Below are 16,337 nucleotides of genomic sequence, written 5' to 3'. Positions count from 1 at the left end.
GGCGAACAAAACAAACTCGGTACGTAATGACATGGTATCTCTCGCATCCCAGGGCATAAGCGACTCCATTAACGGGTTCTTATGCCTTAGTTGTAAGTGTCTACCATGTCCCCGAACAAGTGTTCACTATGTCCCCGGACTGTACAGGGGAGAGGGTTAGGGTGAGGGGCCCAGCGCGCAGAGATCTTACTTCAACGTCCCCACCAGCGCCTTTCTGCTGTCTTCCAGCGACACCACGCGCTTACACACGTCTTTGCCGAATTGCTGGAAATCATCTTCCTGGTTCTTCCATTCGTTCTGAATCGAGGTCTGCAGGCCACCCAGGCTACCTAAAACGCCCTGCAATGGGTTACCGCCGCCCTTCAACACCGCTTTAGCGCCCATCTCGTTGATGCTGTCCTGCAGAATGCCGCCCATCGCCTGGTTCACCAGCTGCTGCCCGTCAGCGCGGACCTGATCAATCGCTTTGTAGTGGAATGTCAGGCCGTCGGTGCGATGCTCAATAATACGGTTCATCTGCTCTTTCAGCTGTTTATCGAGCTTTGTCAGACGGGAGCGCATATTACTGCTCTCACCCACTTCTTTGGTGATGATCTTATCCAGCGCAACGCGGCTTTTCTCAACGCGCGTCAGAGCGCCCTGGTCAATCCACGGTAGCGCGGTACGCAAATCGGACTGGTAATCTTTCGCCTGCTCACGCTGCGCGGCAGTCAGATTGTACACCTTGCCATTAAACGTCACGTTACCATCCGGCGTAATCACCAGATCGCCATTTTCGCCTTTGACCTGCACGGTTTGCGGGCTTAACACCACGTCATCACGTGGGGTGACGCTACATTTGTAATCCGCATGGGCGGTGAATCCGGTTGCCATCAAAGCCACAGCCAGCAACGTTTTGCGCATCTTAAACACTCCCTCAGACAAAATGGGCCAGCTAATGCTGGCCCTTGACTTCTTTATTAGTCCCACCAAACGTCGAAAAGTTCGCTGACGCGGACATCTTCCAGTTTGTGGTCTTCAAGCCATTTACGTACCAGAGCCTGATGTTCTTCGGTGCATTTACCCACTTCCTGGGTGCAGATCAGACCTTCCCATGCCAGGTAGCCGCTACCGTCGAAGGCCAGCTTGTTAGGTTCGATCACGTCATTGATGAACGCATCTACGTCCTGATCAATCTGTTCTACACTGGTGCCTTCCGGGAAACGCCACGCAACAGAGAAACCCACTTCCTGGAATTCTTCGATGTGCATTTTTTTACGCAGACGACGGCTACGATTCTTTGCCATTATTTCACCCTCTCGAACATTAAGTCCCATACACCGTGGCCAAGACGATGGCCACGCTGTTCAAATTTCGTTACCGGACGCGAATCCGGACGCGGTACATAGTCATTGCTTTCAGACTGGTTTTTATACCCGTCCAGCGACGACATCACTTCCAGCATATGTTCCGCATAAGGTTCCCAGTCGGTCGCCATGTGGAAGACACCGCCCAGTTTTAACTTACTTTTCAGCAGCTCCGCAAACGGAGCCTGAACGATACGGCGTTTATTATGACGTGCTTTGTGCCATGGGTCAGGGAAAAAGAGCTGAACCATGTTCAAAGAATTGTCAGGAATCATTTTGTGCAGCACTTCCACTGCGTCGTGACACATCACGCGCAGGTTCTCAACGCCCTCTTCATGAGCTGTTGCCAGGCATGCACCGACGCCAGGCGAGTGTACTTCAATGCCGAGGAAGTTCTGTTCCGGGCGAGCTTTGGCCATGGTCACCAGCGAGGTCCCCATACCAAAACCGATCTCCAGCGTTACGGGCGCTTCACGGCCAAACAGTTCGGCAAAGTCGACAGGCTGTTCAGTGAATTCAACGCCCATCACCGGCCAGTAGTTGTCCAGCGCATGTTGCTGCCCTTTAGTCAGGCGACCCTGACGGCGGACAAAGCTGCGAATACGGCGCAGCGGGCGACCGTTTTCATCAAATTCCGGTGAAATGACGTCGTTTTTCATAAAAGAGTTGTCTGCTTGTGAGAATGTTCGGGAAACGGGCATTATCCAAAGTTAAGGCTTCTATGCAAGCATGGGAAAGATCCGGTTTACAGCAGATTGACGCTGTGCTGCAATCTGCGTCCCTGATTATGCGAATCGATGACCATGCAAGCCTCTCAATTTTCAGCCCAGGTGCTGGACTGGTACGACAAATACGGGCGTAAAACCCTGCCCTGGCAAATTGAAAAAACGCCTTACAAAGTATGGCTCTCCGAGGTGATGTTGCAACAAACGCAGGTCGCCACGGTAATTCCTTATTTTGAGCGTTTTATGGCGCGCTTCCCGACAGTGACCGATCTGGCCAATGCGCCGCTGGACGAAGTGCTGCACTTGTGGACCGGACTTGGCTATTACGCCCGCGCACGTAACCTTCACAAGGCCGCACAGCAGGTCGCGACGCGCCACAACGGACAATTTCCGGAAACTTTCGACGAGGTGGCAGACTTGCCTGGCGTCGGACGTTCAACCGCAGGTGCCATTCTCTCGTTGTCACTCGGTAAACATTTCCCAATCCTCGACGGCAACGTAAAACGCGTACTGGCACGCTGCTATGCCGTCGATGGCTGGCCTGGGAAGAAGGACGTTGAAAAACGTCTCTGGGAGATCAGTGAAGACGTGACCCCAGCCAAAGGTGTAGAGCGTTTTAACCAGGCGATGATGGATCTGGGCGCGATGGTCTGCACGCGCTCGAAGCCTAAATGCGAACTCTGCCCTGTCAACAATCTCTGCATGGCGTATGCCAACCATTCATGGGCGCAGTATCCGGGCAAGAAACCTAAACAGACTCTGCCGGAGCGCACAGGCTATATGTTGTTGATGCAACACGGGGACGACGTTTTCCTCGCCCAGCGTCCACCGAGCGGTCTGTGGGGTGGTCTGTATTGCTTCCCACAGTTTGAAGATGAAGATTTGCTTCGGGAATGGCTTAAAAAGCGCGGGATTGCTGCCGATAAAATGACGCAACTGACCGCGTTTCGCCACACCTTTAGCCATTTCCATCTGGATATTGTTCCGATGTGGCTTCCCGTGTCCTCATTCACCTCATGCATGGATGAAGGCACTGCTCTCTGGTATAACTTAGCGCAACCGCCATCAGTCGGGCTGGCGGCTCCCGTGGAGCGCCTGTTACAGCAATTACGTGCCGGTGCAATGGTTTAGCATCGGCTAAAAAAGAGGAATGAGTATGGCCAGAACGATTTTTTGTACTTTCCTGCAGCGTGACGCTGAAGGCCAGGACTTCCAGCTTTATCCGGGCGATCTGGGTAAGCGCATTTATAACGAAATCTCCAAAGAAGCCTGGGGACAGTGGCAGAAAAAGCAGACCATGCTGATCAACGAGAAAAAACTCAGCATGATGAACCCGGAACACCGCAAGCTGCTGGAACAGGAGATGGTGAGCTTCCTGTTTGAAGGCAAAGACGTACACATCGAAGGCTATACGCCGCCGGAAAAATAACAGCGCGCGGGGATACCCCCGCCGTTAAAGCAAACACAACACGCACTCCCGGAATGATGAAAAAACTTTTAGCGCTAGCACTTGTTGCGCCGTTGCTTGTCTCGTGTTCGTCAAAAAAAGGCGATGATTACAACGAAGCCTGGATCAAGGACACCAACGGTTTTGACATTTTGATGGGGCAGTTTGCCCACAACATCGAGAATATATGGGGATTTAACGAAGTTCTTATTGCCGGACCTAAGGACTACGTTAAGTACACCGACGCTTATCTGACCCGCAGCCACATCAACTTCGATGACGGTACGATCACGATAGAGACCATCGCAGGCACGGATCCGGCGGCACGGTTACGGCAGGCAATAATCAAAACCCTGCTTATGGGTGACGATCCAGGCTCTATCGATCTCTACTCCGACGCCGACGATATTACTATCTCGAAGGAGCCGTTCCTGTACGGCCAGGTCGTCGATCAGACCGGTCAACCTATCCGCTGGGAAGGTCGCGCCACAAAATTTGCTGACTATCTGCTGCAGACCCGTCTGAAAAGCCGCTCAAACGGCCTGAAGATTATCTACAGCGTCACCATCAACCTCGTTCCGAACCACCTCGACAAGCGTGCGCATAAGTACCTGGGAATGGTGCGTCAGGCCTCGCGTAAATATGGTGTGGATGAGTCGCTGATCCTGGCGATCATGCAAACGGAATCTTCGTTTAACCCGTACGCGGTCAGTCGTTCCGATGCTCTGGGGCTGATGCAGGTTGTGCAACACAGCGCCGGTAAAGATGTCTTCCGTGCTCAGGGTAAATCCGGCACACCAAGCCGCGGCTATCTGTTCGACCCACAGAGCAACATTGATACCGGCACAGCTTACCTGGCCATGCTCAACAATGTGTACCTGGGCGGAATTGATAACCCGACGTCACGTCGTTATGCGGTGATTACTGCGTATAACGGTGGTGCGGGCAGCGTGTTGCGCGTGTTCTCGAATGACAAAGTGCAGGCCGCAAACATCATCAACAGCATGGCGCCGGGAGATGTTTATTCAACCCTGACCACCCGCCACCCGTCCGCGGAATCCCGCCGTTATCTGTATAAGGTGAATACGGCGCAGAAGAACTATCGTCGTCGCTAAAAAACGCTCCTTGCCCTACCCCTCTCCCCAAATGGGAGAGGGTATTCGAACACCCATACGAAAATGTTATTTGCATCACAATCCAAACTGCAAATTAATGTGGATTGCATTTTTTTGCGGGAGGTAACAAAACATATCGTTGCCAACTGATAGAATTGCATCAAATAACAACCCTGAATGTTCCCAAAACAACATATCTCCCGCTCACTTGTGAGGAAAGTAACATGAACCTTAAGCTGCAGCTTAAAATATTGTCGTTTCTGCAGTTCTGCCTGTGGGGTAGCTGGCTGACTACACTCGGCTCCTATATGTTTGTGACGCTCAAGTTCGATGGCGCGTCAATCGGTGCCGTATACAGCTCGCTCGGTATTGCGGCTGTCTTCATGCCTACGCTGCTCGGTATCGTGGCAGATAAGTGGTTAAGTGCTAAATGGCTGTACATGCTTTGCCATCTGGTAGGTGCGGGGACGCTGTTTATGGCAGCCCAGGTGACCACGCCGGGGGCGATGTTCATGGTGATCCTGCTTAACTCGCTGGCCTACATGCCAACACTTGGGCTGATCAACACCATCTCCTACTACCGCCTGAAATCCAATGATATGGATATCGTGACCGATTTCCCGCCAATCCGTATCTGGGGTACCATCGGCTTTATCATGGCGATGTGGGGCGTGAGCTTCGCAGGCTTCGAACTGAGCCATATGCAGCTCTATATCGGTGCGGCGCTCTCCGTGGTACTGGCGCTGTTCACCCTGACTCTGCCAACCATTCCGGTTTCTAATCAGCAGAAAAACCAGAGCTGGAGCACCATGCTCGGCCTGGACGCATTCGCGCTGTTTAAAAACAAACGCATGGCGATTTTCTTTATCTTCTCCATGCTGCTGGGCGCTGAGCTGCAGATCACCAACATGTTCGGCAACACCTTCCTGCACAGCTTCGATAACAACCCGCTGTTCTCTGGCAGCTTTATCGTTGAACATGCGTCAGTAATGATGTCTATCTCGCAGATCTCTGAGACGCTGTTCATCCTGACCATCCCGTTCTTCCTGAGCCGCTACGGCATCAAGAACGTGATGCTTATCAGTATCGCCGCGTGGATGTTGCGTTTCGGTCTGTTCGCCTACGGCGACCCAAGCCCGTTCGGCACCGTGCTGCTGGTTCTGTCGATGATTGTTTACGGCTGTGCCTTCGACTTCTTCAACATCTCCGGTTCGGTGTTTGTGGAAAAAGAAGTGAAGCCTGAAATCCGCGCCAGTGCGCAGGGTATGTTCCTGATGATGACCAACGGCTTCGGCTGTATTCTGGGTGGTGTGGTGAGCGGTAAAGTGGTTGAAATGTATACCACTAACGGCATCACCAACTGGCAGCCAGTATGGCTCATCTTCGCTGCATATTCGCTGGTGCTGTTCTTTGCATTCATCGCGCTGTTCAAGTACAAGCACGTCCGCGAAGCGCACGGCACGCAGCCTATCGCGCATTAATCGTTATCCCCTCTCCTTTCAGGAGAGGGGTAATTTTGACAACACCCAACCCACCGACAGCAAATCCGCGCTACCGCCCGGACTCAGATTGCGTTCAATCAATGCCTTATCCATTCGAAGCAACGCCTCACGATCCCAGCCGTTCACCAGTAATTCGCGCGCATATCCCTGCACATAGCGCAGCCCCTCAATGCCACCGCGTGACACCAGATTACTGTCCTGATTGACTGCCATTAGGCGTAACAGCAGGCCGTGAAGTGAAAGCCCGTTCCATTGCGCCAGCGCCTTAAGCACCGTAGCAAAGCCGCTTTCTGCCTCACCGCGCGCGCCGGTTAAACCGTACTGCTGAAACTGACGCTCTCCCGCCGTCGCCTGTCCGCTGCGGGCGACCAGCTCCCGCGACACCATCCCACTGCAGATGTTACTTACCTCACAGCAGAGGCTTTCTGGGGAGACATTTTTCACACGTCCGGCGGCATAGCACAGTAAACCCAGGGCAAAAATTCCGCCTTTGTGCGTGTTCACTCCGTTCGTCGCGGCATACATCGCCTGTTCGCAGGCCATTCCCATCGGGCGAATAATCCGTAACTGTTCATCTGCGGGCCTATCTGCATGCGCGTTACCGAGTTCAGCAAAGCGCGAAAACCACGGCGTAATCGCCGCAATACTGCGGACAAACAGCGCGTGGTCCATATCGCGATGGGAACCGTTATTGAGTTTGTCCACCAGCCCCGGCTTGGGCGTCAGTTCCAGTTCCTGCCACAACGCCGCTTCGGCAAGCGCAGGTACGTCAGCCTGGCGCGGTTTAGTCGCGAGCAAACCAGTCATCAATCATCTTCTCCACGCGGGAAACCACCTGTTCAACGGGATGGTTACGCGAACGGGAACAGGCGTGGGCCGGTTCATCGCAAATCAGACAGCGTCTGAGATTGGTCCCCAGCGACTGGCGCCCGACATGGCCATGCTGAGGGCAGATCACGTCCAGATCCCACAGCCTGCCGAGCGGATGTGTCTGCTCCAGATCCGCACAGTGCGCTTTGATTTCAGCCGCCGGATGCGACACACACCAAAGAGCTTCAGGCCCGGTTGGCAACCACAGCACCTGGCGGTCGAGCACCTGCCAGCGGTTTTCCCACAGCAGTTGATCGCACATCTGCAATGCCACGCCCATTGTGTTGCGATAGCGCAGGCTGTCTTTGATTTCTCCTGGCGTAACCAGCGTGAGGGAAATCACCGGTTGTTGATAGTGCGTAAGCCAGTCAGCCTGACGCGCTGCGCGGCACTCTTTCGCCGCCAACAGTTCATCCAGGCTGACACCCGCCCGCACGGGTGTCGCTAAAGTCATATTTACTCCTTCACCTGTCGAACGGTGTCGATCACGCTGCCATCACGGTAGCGGATCACTCCGACGATCTTGTCGGTAAATTCAATCGGTTTGGGCACGCCCGTCAGGGAAATCGCCCGTTCGTATAGCGCGTTGATATCCACAACCTTCAGTCCGTCTTCCAGCAGCCGCTCGCGGATTTCCGGGCGCGCCGGGTTGACCGCAATGCCGTGATCGGTGACCAGCACGTCGATGCTTTCGCCCGGCGTGAGGCGCGTGGTAACCCGCTTCACCACCGTCGGAATGCGGCTGCGCAGTAATGGCGCAACCACAATGGTCAGGTTCGCTGCGGCGGCCACGTCGCAGTGACCGCCGGACGCGCCGCGCATCACGCCGTCGGAACCAGTGATGACGTTGACGTTAAAATCAACGTCGATCTCCAGCGCACTGAGGATCACCACATCGAGCTGGTCGCAGCTTGCCGCTTTACTGCCCGGGTTGGCGTAAACGTTGGTGGAGATCTCCACGTGGTTCGGGTTGCGCGCCAGCGATGCAGCTGCCTGTCCGTCAAAGCACTGGGTGTCCAGCAGCTTTTCGATCAACCCTTTTTCGTGCAGATCCACCAGGCTGCCGGTGATGCCGCCGAGCGCAAAGCGTGCCTTCACGCCGCTGCGCTCCATCTTCTCTTCCATAAAGCGCGTACAGGCGGTGGCCGCCGCGCCGGAGCCGGTCTGCATTGAGAAGCCAGGTTTGAAGTAGCCGGAGTGTTCAATCACATCCGCTGCATAGCGGGCAATCATCAGCTCGCGCGGGTTACTGGTGACGCGTGCCGCGCCGACGCTGATTTTCGCCGGGTCACCTACGCTCTCGACTTGCACAATGTAATCCACCTGATCCTGCACCAGACTGGCGGGCATATTGGGGAACGGCACCAGCTCTTCGGTCAGCAGTACTACCTTGCTGGCAAAGTGCGCGTCCACCATGGCGTAGCCCAGCGAGCCGCAGCTCGATTTGCCGTGCGTGCCGTTGGCATTGCCGAACTCATCGCTGCATGGCACACCAAGAAACGCCACGTCGATATTCAACTCACCGTCCTGCAACAGCTTCACTCGCCCGCCGTGGGAGTGAATTTGCACCGGTTCATCCATCAGGCCGTGAGAGATGGCATCCGCCAGTTTGCCGCGCATCCCGGAAGTATAAATTCGGGTGATGACACCGCGTTCAATATGCTCAATCAACGCATCGTTGCAGGTCATCAGTGAGCTGGAGGCCAGGGTCAGGTTTTTGAAACCCATCTTCGCCAGCAGTGCCACAACGTTATTGATCACCCGGTCGCCTTCGCGAAACGCATGGTGAAACGAAATGGTCATCCCGTCCTGCAAGCCGCTACGTAACACGGCCTCTTCAACAGAAGCACACAATTTACGGGTATGTTTTTCTTCTGGATTGTTCAGCCACGGCGTCGCGCTGTGGGCGGTATCAAAGGGTTTTAAGTCCCGCAGATGGGGAAAATTCACATGGAGCAGTTCTGTCTGATTCATTATCTCATCCTTAACGACGCACGCCGGAAGCCGCCGCGCGTTCCAGCACCACCTGCGCGTGGTTAATAATCGGTGCATCCACCATTTTGCCATTGAGCGAAACCACGCCCAGGCCGTTACGCTCACCCTCTTCAGCCGCTTCAATCACCCGCTTCGCGTGATCCACCTCTTCCTGCGTCGGGGCGTAAGCGTTATGCAGCAGGTCGATCTGGCGCGGGTTAATCAGCGATTTGCCGTTAAAGCCCATCTTGCGGATCAGATCGACCTCGCGCAGGAACCCGGCCTCGTCGTTAACGTCTGACCACACCACGTCGAAGGCGTCGATGCCCGCCGCACGAGCGGCGTGCAGCACGGCGCAGCGGGCGTAGAACAACTCGGTGCCGTCACCGCGTTCGGTCTGCATATCCATCACGTAGTCAAAGGCGGCCAGCGCGATGCCGATCAAGCGTGGAGAACTGCGGGCAATTGCCACGGCGTTAATCACACCAATGGCTGACTCTATGGCCGCCATCACACGGGTAGAACCGACCTCGCGCCCGCATTCTTGCTCAATGCGTTCCAGGTGGCCTTCCAGTTCGTAGATGTCATCCGGGGTATCGGTTTTCGGCAGACGGATCACGTCCACGCCAGCCCGCACGGCAGCTTCCAGATCCAGCAAGCCAAACGGCGTGCTCAACGGGTTAATGCGCACCACGGTTTCGATATCCTGGTACATCGGGTGCTGCAGCGCGTGGAACACCAGCATGCGGGCGGTGTCTTTCTCGCGCAGAGCGACGGCGTCTTCAAGGTCAAACATGATGGAGTCAGGGCGGTAGATAAACGCGGTTGAGAGCATGGCGGCGTTAGCACCCGGCAGGAACAGCATGCTGCGACGGAGTTTGCTCATTTCAGCGCCCCCCAGTTGATAGCCTGTTCATCCGCAGCGCGCAGGAGTGCGCTCTGCAGGCGGGCGCGGATCACACAGTCCAGCGCCCCTTTATCTTCAATAATGATTAATCCCTGGTGCACGTTCATAGCGCGCAATGTGTCGTTGACCACCTGGCGGATCTGCTCGCCAAACTGCTTAATCACTTCACTGTGGATGACAACCTCCAGCTCGCCGTGAGCGGGAGCGATTTTCACCATCAGGTCGCTGGATTCCTGTGTTCCGGCCAGCGCCTCCCTAACAATTTTCATGATAAATTCCTGGTAATTAAGCGACTTCCGCACTCGCACGGTAATGCGTTTCGAGATGCGCGAAGGTGGAGTCCGGAACAATGTCCCGGATCCGGGAAAACTGCTGTGTCTTGAGTAAGCGGCGTACTTCTGACGCCGAAATAGCGTTACCGGTGGCCTTGATGCGCGGCATCTCCACCACCTCGATATGCATGGCCAGCAGGTCGTGCAGCGTCTGGTTGTACTGGCGGGTGATATCGCAAAACGGCTCCGAGCCGATAAAGCGATGGGTTATGCCCAGTGCCGGGGCGATGAAGTCGCGGAAGATCAACACGTCGATTTCGCTCCACGCCTGCTGCACTTTGCCGGTCTCTTTCAGGAAATAGGCCGGAAATGTGGCGCGGGAGATGATGTACTGCGAGCCTTCATGCACTAACACATTCGTCAGATGCGCGACACCCGCCCGCACCATCTCGATGCGTGCGCTGAAGGGGAAGAACGAGGCGTCTTCGCGCACCACGAACAGATGCAAGGCATCGCACTGCTTCGCTGCCTGCTCCACCAGATGACGATGGCCAAGGGTGAACGGATTGGCGTTCATTACGATCGCGCCAATCTTCTCCCCGTTCTGACGTTGACGCCTCAGAGAACGACAGTAGCGCTCAATCCCCTGCGGGGTGTTCTCCATCAGTACGGCGTTGTTGCCGCTCTGCGCAATCGGCCAGAAGCCGCTGCGGGCAAAACGCTCCCGGTTACACGGACGGGTGCAGAGGAAGAGGTGAAAATGGCCGCGCTCCAGCGCCGCATTCTGCACCTCCGCCAGTAAACGCGCGCTGAGGTTCTCGCCACGAAGCTGCTCGTTTACGGCCACACACTTGATGACGTTGGCAGCGAGCCCGGCGCAACCCACCAACTGCGTGCCGGACCAGGCTTCGACAAACAGCTCAATGTCGTTGTCCAGGCCAAGGCCGCTGTCTGCCAGCAGGTAACGGATCTGGCTTAAGCGTTCCGGGTGCTTCGCCACGAGGGTGTGACGAAAATCAATGGGTTGCGATTGCATACTGCCGCCTTACTTAGTGTGCTACCGCAAGCCCGGTGGCTGGCGCTTCCATGATCACATTGCTCAGATGACCGATATGTTCGATCTCTACCTCAATGCGATCGCCCTCTTTCATAAACAGCGGCGGGTTGCGTTTTTTACCCACCCCGCCAGGGGAGCCGGTGATGATCACATCGCCTGGGCTGAGGCGGGTAAAGGTGCTGATGTACTCGATCAGCTCCGCCACCTTGTGGATCATGCTGCTGGTGTTGTCCTCCTGCACCATACGGCCGTTCAGCCAGGTGCGGATCGCCAGTTGATGCGGGTCAGGAATTTCATCGGCAGTTGCCATCCACGGACCAAATGCTCCGGTCTGACGCCAGTTTTTCCCGGCGGTGAACCAGGTGTGCTGCCAGTCGCGGGCGGAACCGTCCATGTAGCAGCTGTAACCTGCAACGTGGCGCAGCGCATCGTCACGGCTGATGTTCTCCCCGCCTTTACCGATGATCACCGCCAGCTCGCCTTCGTAGTCAAATTCGCTGGAATGGCGCGGTTTCAGTACCGGCTCGTTGTGGCCGGTCTGGGAATCCGGGAAGCGCACAAACAGCGTCGGAGCCGGGTTATGCTGGTCAAACTCCTTGCGCTTGTCGGCGTAGTTCATGCCCACGCAGAGGATTTTTTCCGGCTGCTCAATCACCGGTAAGAAGGTGATTGCATTCAGAGGTACATCCACGGCATCGTTCAGATAACGGGTGGCCTGTGCCAGCCCGTTGCCCTGCAACAGCGCTTTAAGGTCGCTGTAGCGGTCGCCCAGACGGCGACCTAAATCAATTACACCTTCGGCCTGCACGATGCCGTAGCTGCGTTTTCCCTGATATAAAAAGCTTGCGAGTTTCATTGTTCTTTCCTGAAAACTTAAACGAGGAAGTTGCCCAGAATCAGCAGTGAGATAGAGACGTTAATCGCGCCGCCGATACGGGTTGCAATCTGGGCGAATGGCATCAGGCTCATACGGTTGCCTGCGGTCAGGATCGCCACATCGCCGGTACCGCCCTGGCCACTCTGGCAGCAGGAGACGATGGCGACATCAATCGGGTACATACCAATCTTTTTACCGACGAAGAAACCGGTCGCCACCAGTGCAGAAACCGTGCTGACGATGACTAACAGGTTGCTCACTGTGAACGCGGCCACCAGCTCATGCCACGGGGTGATCGCCACGCCAACGGCGAAGAGAATCGGGTAAGTTACTGAGGTCTGGAAGAATTTGTAGACCACCTGAGAACCTTCCAGCAGACGCGGAGAAGCACCGTTGCACAGCTTCACCAGTACCGCCATAAACAGCATGCCAACCGGTGCAGGCAGACCAATCAGTTTGTGACCGAGCATCCCCAGCATGTAGAGTAGTACCGCCAGCAGCGCGCCAGAAGCAATCGTGGTGACATCCGCTTTACCGGAGAAGGCAGGTTGAGAGACGGTGGTATCCGCATTGGCGCGGTTTGGCATCAGTTGGCCTTCACCGGTCAGATGTGGGTAGCGTTTACCCAGTTGGTTCAGGCAGCCGGAGATAATGATTGCCGTCAGACCACCGAGCATCACCATCGGCAACACGCGACCGAGCGCCACACCCTGGTCCATATGCAACAGGGTGGCATAACCGATAGAGAGCGGGATCGCCCCTTCCCCAACGCCGCCCGCCATAATCGGCAGAATGATAAAGAAGAAGATCTGGAATGGCTCAAGACCCAGCGCCAGACCGACGCCCATCCCCACCAGCATGCCGACGATTTCGCCGCACAGCATCGGGAAGAAGATGCGCAGGAAGCCCTGAATCAGTACCGTGCGGTTCATACTCATGATGCTGCCGACAATGATGCAGCAGATGTAGAGATAAAGAATGTTGGTAGATTTGTAGAACTTGGTCGTGGACTCGACCACCACATCCGGCAGCAGGCCGTAATAGACCAGCGCGGAAGGGATAAAGGTGGCGCAAATCGCCGCCGCGCCGAGTTTGCCGACAATCGGCAGGCGTTTGCCAAACTCGCCGCAGGCAAAGCCAAAGAAAGCCAGCGTCGCCACCATCACCACGATATCACTCGGCAGTTTCCCGCCCAGACAATCAATCGCAATCAGCGCACCAGCAAGAACGAACAGCGGCAGAGGAATAATCCCGATTTTCCAGGTATCCATAATATGCCACCAGCGCTCTTTGAGCGATGGCCGCTGAATATCAATCGGGTCGTGGGTAACAGAGAAAGAATCGTCAGTTGTGCTCATAATAAGCCCCTTGGTTATTTTGTGCGTTCAGCTTAGAGTCACAAAGGCTTACTTTATGTGAGGAATGGCATATTAAAAGCGAAGTTTTAATGGCAGCTATGGTTTTAATGGTTTCTTTTATTTAATGTGATTAACACCTTATTTATTGCCGTGGTTTTTATGGTTTCTTTTCCGAACTGAACAAACAAATAACATTTTATTGTTCGGTCTGAAGCACATAAGCCTTCAGGATAAATCTTTTACAGCCCCCGCTGTGCAAGGGATCACAAGTTTTCGGCAAAGCAGTCATCCACTCGAAAAAAGATGATATATTGGCTTTCTTTGTTGCTACCTCGCGTGATAGTTATGAAAGTATCTTTCCAGATCAAGCTGTTTATTTCGCTGGTTGCCTTTTTCTCAGTACTTTTTGCGTTACTGGGTGGATATTATTATGTCGACGTCGGCAAACAGCTTTATCAGGAAATGAGTGCGCGTGCCAAAATACAGGCAGAAGAAATTGCGATTATTCCTACATTACGTGATGAAGTTGAACAAAAAGATATCAAAAGCATTCACGACTTTATGCAGAAAATAGCTTCACACAGTGACGCCAGCTTTATTGTGATTGGGGATAATAAGGGACAGCACCTTTTTCATTCCGTTTTTGCTGACAGAGTTGGCACAACGCTGGTTGGCGGAGACAACGAAGCCGTTTTACAGGGAAAAAGTATCACCACCATCCGTAAAGGAGGGTTGGGCATTTCACTACGCAGTAAAGCCCCCATTTTCAACGATGCCGGGCAGGTAGTTGGCATTGTCTCGGTAGGCTATCTCACCAGCTACCTTGAGACCGTCACCGTCAGTAAAGTCGTCAATATCCTGATTGCCGCCGTGCTGTTGCTGATAGCTCTCTTCATCTTTTCCTGGTTCTTTACCCGCAGCATTAAGAAGCAGATTTTCTCCCTCGAACCGCGAGAGATCGGCCTGCTGGTGCGCCAGCAAAAGGCGATGATGGAGTCTATTTATGAAGGGGTGATTGCCATTGACGATCAACGGCGCATTGAAGTGATCAACCAGGCAGCGCGCAAACTACTGGGTCTGAGCCAGCCAGCACGCGAACTGCGCGGGCAGTTGATTAGCCAGGTGATCGATCCGGTCCCGTTCTTCGACACGCAGACGATGCTGGCGAAAGATACCCATGATGAGATTTGCCGTTTTAACGATCTCACGGTGATTGCCAGCCGGGTACACATCATGCTTGAGAGTGAGTTACAGGGCTGGGTGATCACTTTCCGCGATCGCAATGAAATAGACTCGCTTAGCGCTCAACTCAGCCAGGTTAAGCGTTATGTCGATAACCTGCGCATCATGCGCCATGAGCAGTTAAACCGGATGACGACCTTGTCCGGCCTACTGCATATGGGGCGCTATGAAGAGGCGATTGGCTACATTCAGGCGCAGTCTGAGCACGCCCAGGAGCTGCTGGACTTTATCTCTTCGCGCTTCAGTTCCCCGACCCTGTGCGGCCTGCTGCTGGGGAAAGCCGCCCGTGCGCGGGAGAAAGGTGTCGAACTGAGTTTCGACCCGGCCTGTCGACTGGACAGACCGTTCCAGCCCCTTGGGGAGCAAGAGCTGATTTCAATTATTGGGAACCTGCTGGATAACGCCATTGAAGCGACACAACGTTCACCGCAGCCCCATGCACCGGTGGAAGTGCTGATAAAACTCAGCGAACAGGAACTGATTATAGAAGTGGCCGACCAGGGCGTTGGCATTAAACCGGAGATCCGTGACAGGATATTTGAACGCGGTATCACCACCAAAACACGCGGCGATCATGGGATTGGCCTGTATCTGATCGAAAGCTATGTCACTCAGGCTGGGGGCGCAATAGAAGTTGCCGATAATACTCCGCGCGGCGCCATTTTCTCATTGTTTATCCCTGCCACGGGAATCGCCCGGCAACTGGAAGACACCGACTATGCAACATGAACTTATCGACGTACTGATTGTTGAAGACGAGAACGAACTGGCGCAACTGCACGCGGAACTGATAAGTAAACATCCGCGTCTGAGACTGGTAGGTATCGCCTCGTCGCTGGCAGCGGCTCAGGCTGAGCTTGAAAGCAAACAGCCGCAACTCATGCTGCTGGATAACTACCTGCCTGATGGCAAAGGTATCTCGCTTATCAATAACCCCATGCTCGCCCGTACCAACTGCTCGGTGATTTTCATTACCGCCGCCAGCGATATGGACACCTGCAGCCAGGCTATTCGTAATGGCGCTTTCGACTATATCCTCAAACCCGTCTCCTGGAAGCGGCTCAGTCAGTCACTTGAGCGGTTTGTCCAATTCGCCGAGCAACAGCGCGTCTGGAAGATTGTCGACCAGCAAAACGTGGATTCACTGTATCAGTTACAGGCGAAAAACTACCGTCAGGACAACGGCAGCAAAGGCATTGAGGAAAATACGCTGGCGCGGGTGCAGGCGCTGTTTAACGAGCAGGCCACACACTGTTTTTCAGTCGATGAGGTGGTACAGGAAACCGGGTTAAGTAAAACCACTACCCGGCGCTATCTGGAGCACTGCGTGGAGGCGGGGTTTCTGACGGTGGAGATGCTGTACGGTAAGATTGGGCATCCGAGGAGGATGTACAGGCGTAGTGCGGTTTGATGGAATGTTCCCTCTCCCGGTGGGCTGAGGGATCCCCAGTAATTTTTTAACCAAAAGCGAAGAATATTGCTTCAGGAAAATTAATGGCTTACAGCGATGTCCTGGTCCGGCTGTAAATCGCTGAGGCGTTTCCGTAAGGCCGGGGCGAGGCGCAGGGATGCGCCGAGAGGGCGTGGCCTGCAGGGATGCAGGCTCATGCCCGACCCGATAGCCTGAAGGAATAAGCCGAAGGTA

17 protein-coding genes are annotated in these 16,337 nt (G+C 54.6%); 6 read left to right on the top strand and 11 right to left on the bottom strand.

Features of this window, described 5'->3' with window-relative positions:
* Positions 1-186 precede the first annotated feature (186 nt).
* The 3 genes from HED65_RS20910 to trmB are packed head-to-tail and all read right to left on the bottom strand — an operon-like array spanning position 187 to position 2,005.
* Complete coding sequence (locus HED65_RS20910) at positions 187-903, bottom strand: YggN family protein (RefSeq protein WP_028018389.1); 717 nt, start codon at positions 901-903, stop codon at positions 187-189.
* Between the two features lie 56 nt (positions 904-959).
* Entirely contained in the window at positions 960-1,286 is a 327-nt protein-coding gene (locus HED65_RS20905; protein ID WP_014885198.1) for a YggL family protein, read from the bottom strand.
* Positions 1,286-2,005, bottom strand: a complete 720-nt coding sequence (gene trmB / locus HED65_RS20900; protein WP_114980011.1) for a tRNA (guanosine(46)-N7)-methyltransferase TrmB — start codon at positions 2,003-2,005, stop codon at positions 1,286-1,288. The genes HED65_RS20905 and trmB overlap by 1 nt, the downstream gene beginning before the upstream one ends.
* A 144-nt stretch (positions 2,006-2,149) precedes the next feature.
* Here trmB and mutY point away from each other — a divergent pair, with 144 nt between their 5' ends.
* The 4 genes from mutY (at position 2,150) to HED65_RS20880 (ending at position 6,114) form a co-directional block, all read left to right on the top strand.
* Positions 2,150-3,202 (top strand): A/G-specific adenine glycosylase, encoded by a 1,053-nt coding sequence (gene mutY / locus HED65_RS20895; protein ID WP_168112421.1) that lies wholly within the window; start codon positions 2,150-2,152, stop codon positions 3,200-3,202.
* Between the two features lie 25 nt (positions 3,203-3,227).
* Positions 3,228-3,500 carry an oxidative damage protection protein gene (locus tag HED65_RS20890; protein ID WP_023309138.1) on the top strand — a complete coding sequence of 91 codons (273 nt, stop codon included), beginning with the start codon at positions 3,228-3,230 and terminating at the stop codon, positions 3,498-3,500.
* 56 nt (positions 3,501-3,556) lie between these two features.
* On the top strand, positions 3,557-4,633 hold the full coding sequence (mltC, locus tag HED65_RS20885; RefSeq protein WP_114980009.1) for a membrane-bound lytic murein transglycosylase MltC: 1,077 nt from the start codon (positions 3,557-3,559) through the stop codon (positions 4,631-4,633).
* Positions 4,634-4,857: 224 nt separating this feature from the next.
* Positions 4,858-6,114, top strand: coding sequence for a nucleoside permease (locus HED65_RS20880; RefSeq protein ID WP_114980008.1), 1,257 nt, complete (start codon positions 4,858-4,860; stop codon positions 6,112-6,114).
* A gap of 18 nt (positions 6,115-6,132) precedes the next feature.
* Here HED65_RS20880 and citG read toward each other — a convergent pair whose 3' ends face one another.
* From citG to HED65_RS20840, 8 genes are read right to left on the bottom strand one after another with little or no spacing between them, the layout of a single operon-like run.
* Positions 6,133-6,942: a triphosphoribosyl-dephospho-CoA synthase CitG gene (gene citG, locus HED65_RS20875; protein ID WP_114980007.1), complete on the bottom strand. Its 810-nt coding sequence runs from the start codon at positions 6,940-6,942 to the stop codon at positions 6,133-6,135.
* Positions 6,920-7,459 (bottom strand): citrate lyase holo-[acyl-carrier protein] synthase, encoded by a 540-nt coding sequence (citX, locus tag HED65_RS20870; protein WP_114980006.1) that lies wholly within the window; start codon positions 7,457-7,459, stop codon positions 6,920-6,922. Before citX ends, citG begins: the two co-directional genes overlap by 23 nt.
* A gap of 2 nt (positions 7,460-7,461) precedes the next feature.
* A complete protein-coding gene (gene citF, locus HED65_RS20865) occupies positions 7,462-8,979 on the bottom strand; it encodes a citrate lyase subunit alpha (RefSeq protein ID WP_114980005.1) in 1,518 nt (505 codons plus the stop codon).
* 10 nt (positions 8,980-8,989) lie between these two features.
* Positions 8,990-9,865: a citrate (pro-3S)-lyase subunit beta gene (gene citE, locus HED65_RS20860; protein WP_023306921.1), complete on the bottom strand. Its 876-nt coding sequence runs from the start codon at positions 9,863-9,865 to the stop codon at positions 8,990-8,992.
* On the bottom strand, positions 9,862-10,155 hold the full coding sequence (citD, locus tag HED65_RS20855; RefSeq protein ID WP_025760234.1) for a citrate lyase acyl carrier protein: 294 nt from the start codon (positions 10,153-10,155) through the stop codon (positions 9,862-9,864). Before citD ends, citE begins: the two co-directional genes overlap by 4 nt.
* A gap of 16 nt (positions 10,156-10,171) precedes the next feature.
* Complete coding sequence (gene citC, locus HED65_RS20850; protein WP_114980004.1) at positions 10,172-11,194, bottom strand: [citrate (pro-3S)-lyase] ligase; 1,023 nt, start codon at positions 11,192-11,194, stop codon at positions 10,172-10,174.
* A gap of 13 nt (positions 11,195-11,207) precedes the next feature.
* Positions 11,208-12,071 (bottom strand): fumarylacetoacetate hydrolase family protein, encoded by an 864-nt coding sequence (locus HED65_RS20845; protein WP_114980003.1) that lies wholly within the window; start codon positions 12,069-12,071, stop codon positions 11,208-11,210.
* A 17-nt stretch (positions 12,072-12,088) separates the two neighbouring features.
* Positions 12,089-13,450, bottom strand: a complete 1,362-nt coding sequence (locus HED65_RS20840; RefSeq protein ID WP_114980002.1) for a 2-hydroxycarboxylate transporter family protein — start codon at positions 13,448-13,450, stop codon at positions 12,089-12,091.
* 345 nt (positions 13,451-13,795) lie between these two features.
* On the opposite strand from HED65_RS20840, the gene HED65_RS20835 reads away from it, so the two are divergent.
* Positions 13,796-15,421: an ATP-binding protein gene (locus tag HED65_RS20835; RefSeq protein ID WP_114980001.1), complete on the top strand. Its 1,626-nt coding sequence runs from the start codon at positions 13,796-13,798 to the stop codon at positions 15,419-15,421.
* Complete coding sequence (locus HED65_RS20830) at positions 15,411-16,103, top strand: response regulator (protein WP_114980000.1); 693 nt, start codon at positions 15,411-15,413, stop codon at positions 16,101-16,103. The genes HED65_RS20835 and HED65_RS20830 overlap by 11 nt, the downstream gene beginning before the upstream one ends.
* Positions 16,104-16,337: the final 234 nt, after the last annotated feature.

The sequence above is a fragment of the Pantoea sp. LS15 genome, from assembly GCF_012241585.1.
Taxonomy (GTDB): domain Bacteria; phylum Pseudomonadota; class Gammaproteobacteria; order Enterobacterales; family Enterobacteriaceae; genus Enterobacter.
Note: the sequence above shows the minus strand (reverse complement) of the source record. Positions and strands in the feature narration are given on the sequence as shown.

Bases quoted from the DNA above. Each gene is read 5' to 3' on its own strand.
- HED65_RS20910 (WP_028018389.1), bottom strand. From the start codon at position 903: ATGCGCAAAACGTTGCTGGCTGTGGCTTTGATGGCAACCGGATTCACC.
- HED65_RS20905 (WP_014885198.1), bottom strand. From the start codon at position 1,286: ATGGCAAAGAATCGTAGCCGTCGTCTGCGTAAAAAAATGCACATCGAA.
- trmB (WP_114980011.1), bottom strand. From the start codon at position 2,005: ATGAAAAACGACGTCATTTCACCGGAATTTGATGAAAACGGTCGCCCG.
- mutY (WP_168112421.1), top strand. From the start codon at position 2,150: ATGCAAGCCTCTCAATTTTCAGCCCAGGTGCTGGACTGGTACGACAAA.
- HED65_RS20890 (WP_023309138.1), top strand. From the start codon at position 3,228: ATGGCCAGAACGATTTTTTGTACTTTCCTGCAGCGTGACGCTGAAGGC.
- mltC (WP_114980009.1), top strand. From the start codon at position 3,557: ATGAAAAAACTTTTAGCGCTAGCACTTGTTGCGCCGTTGCTTGTCTCG.
- HED65_RS20880 (WP_114980008.1), top strand. From the start codon at position 4,858: ATGAACCTTAAGCTGCAGCTTAAAATATTGTCGTTTCTGCAGTTCTGC.
- citG (WP_114980007.1), bottom strand. From the start codon at position 6,942: ATGACTGGTTTGCTCGCGACTAAACCGCGCCAGGCTGACGTACCTGCG.
- citX (WP_114980006.1), bottom strand. From the start codon at position 7,459: ATGACTTTAGCGACACCCGTGCGGGCGGGTGTCAGCCTGGATGAACTG.
- citF (WP_114980005.1), bottom strand. From the start codon at position 8,979: ATGAATCAGACAGAACTGCTCCATGTGAATTTTCCCCATCTGCGGGAC.
- citE (WP_023306921.1), bottom strand. From the start codon at position 9,865: ATGAGCAAACTCCGTCGCAGCATGCTGTTCCTGCCGGGTGCTAACGCC.
- citD (WP_025760234.1), bottom strand. From the start codon at position 10,155: ATGAAAATTGTTAGGGAGGCGCTGGCCGGAACACAGGAATCCAGCGAC.
- citC (WP_114980004.1), bottom strand. From the start codon at position 11,194: ATGCAATCGCAACCCATTGATTTTCGTCACACCCTCGTGGCGAAGCAC.
- HED65_RS20845 (WP_114980003.1), bottom strand. From the start codon at position 12,071: ATGAAACTCGCAAGCTTTTTATATCAGGGAAAACGCAGCTACGGCATC.
- HED65_RS20840 (WP_114980002.1), bottom strand. From the start codon at position 13,450: ATGAGCACAACTGACGATTCTTTCTCTGTTACCCACGACCCGATTGAT.
- HED65_RS20835 (WP_114980001.1), top strand. From the start codon at position 13,796: ATGAAAGTATCTTTCCAGATCAAGCTGTTTATTTCGCTGGTTGCCTTT.
- HED65_RS20830 (WP_114980000.1), top strand. From the start codon at position 15,411: ATGCAACATGAACTTATCGACGTACTGATTGTTGAAGACGAGAACGAA.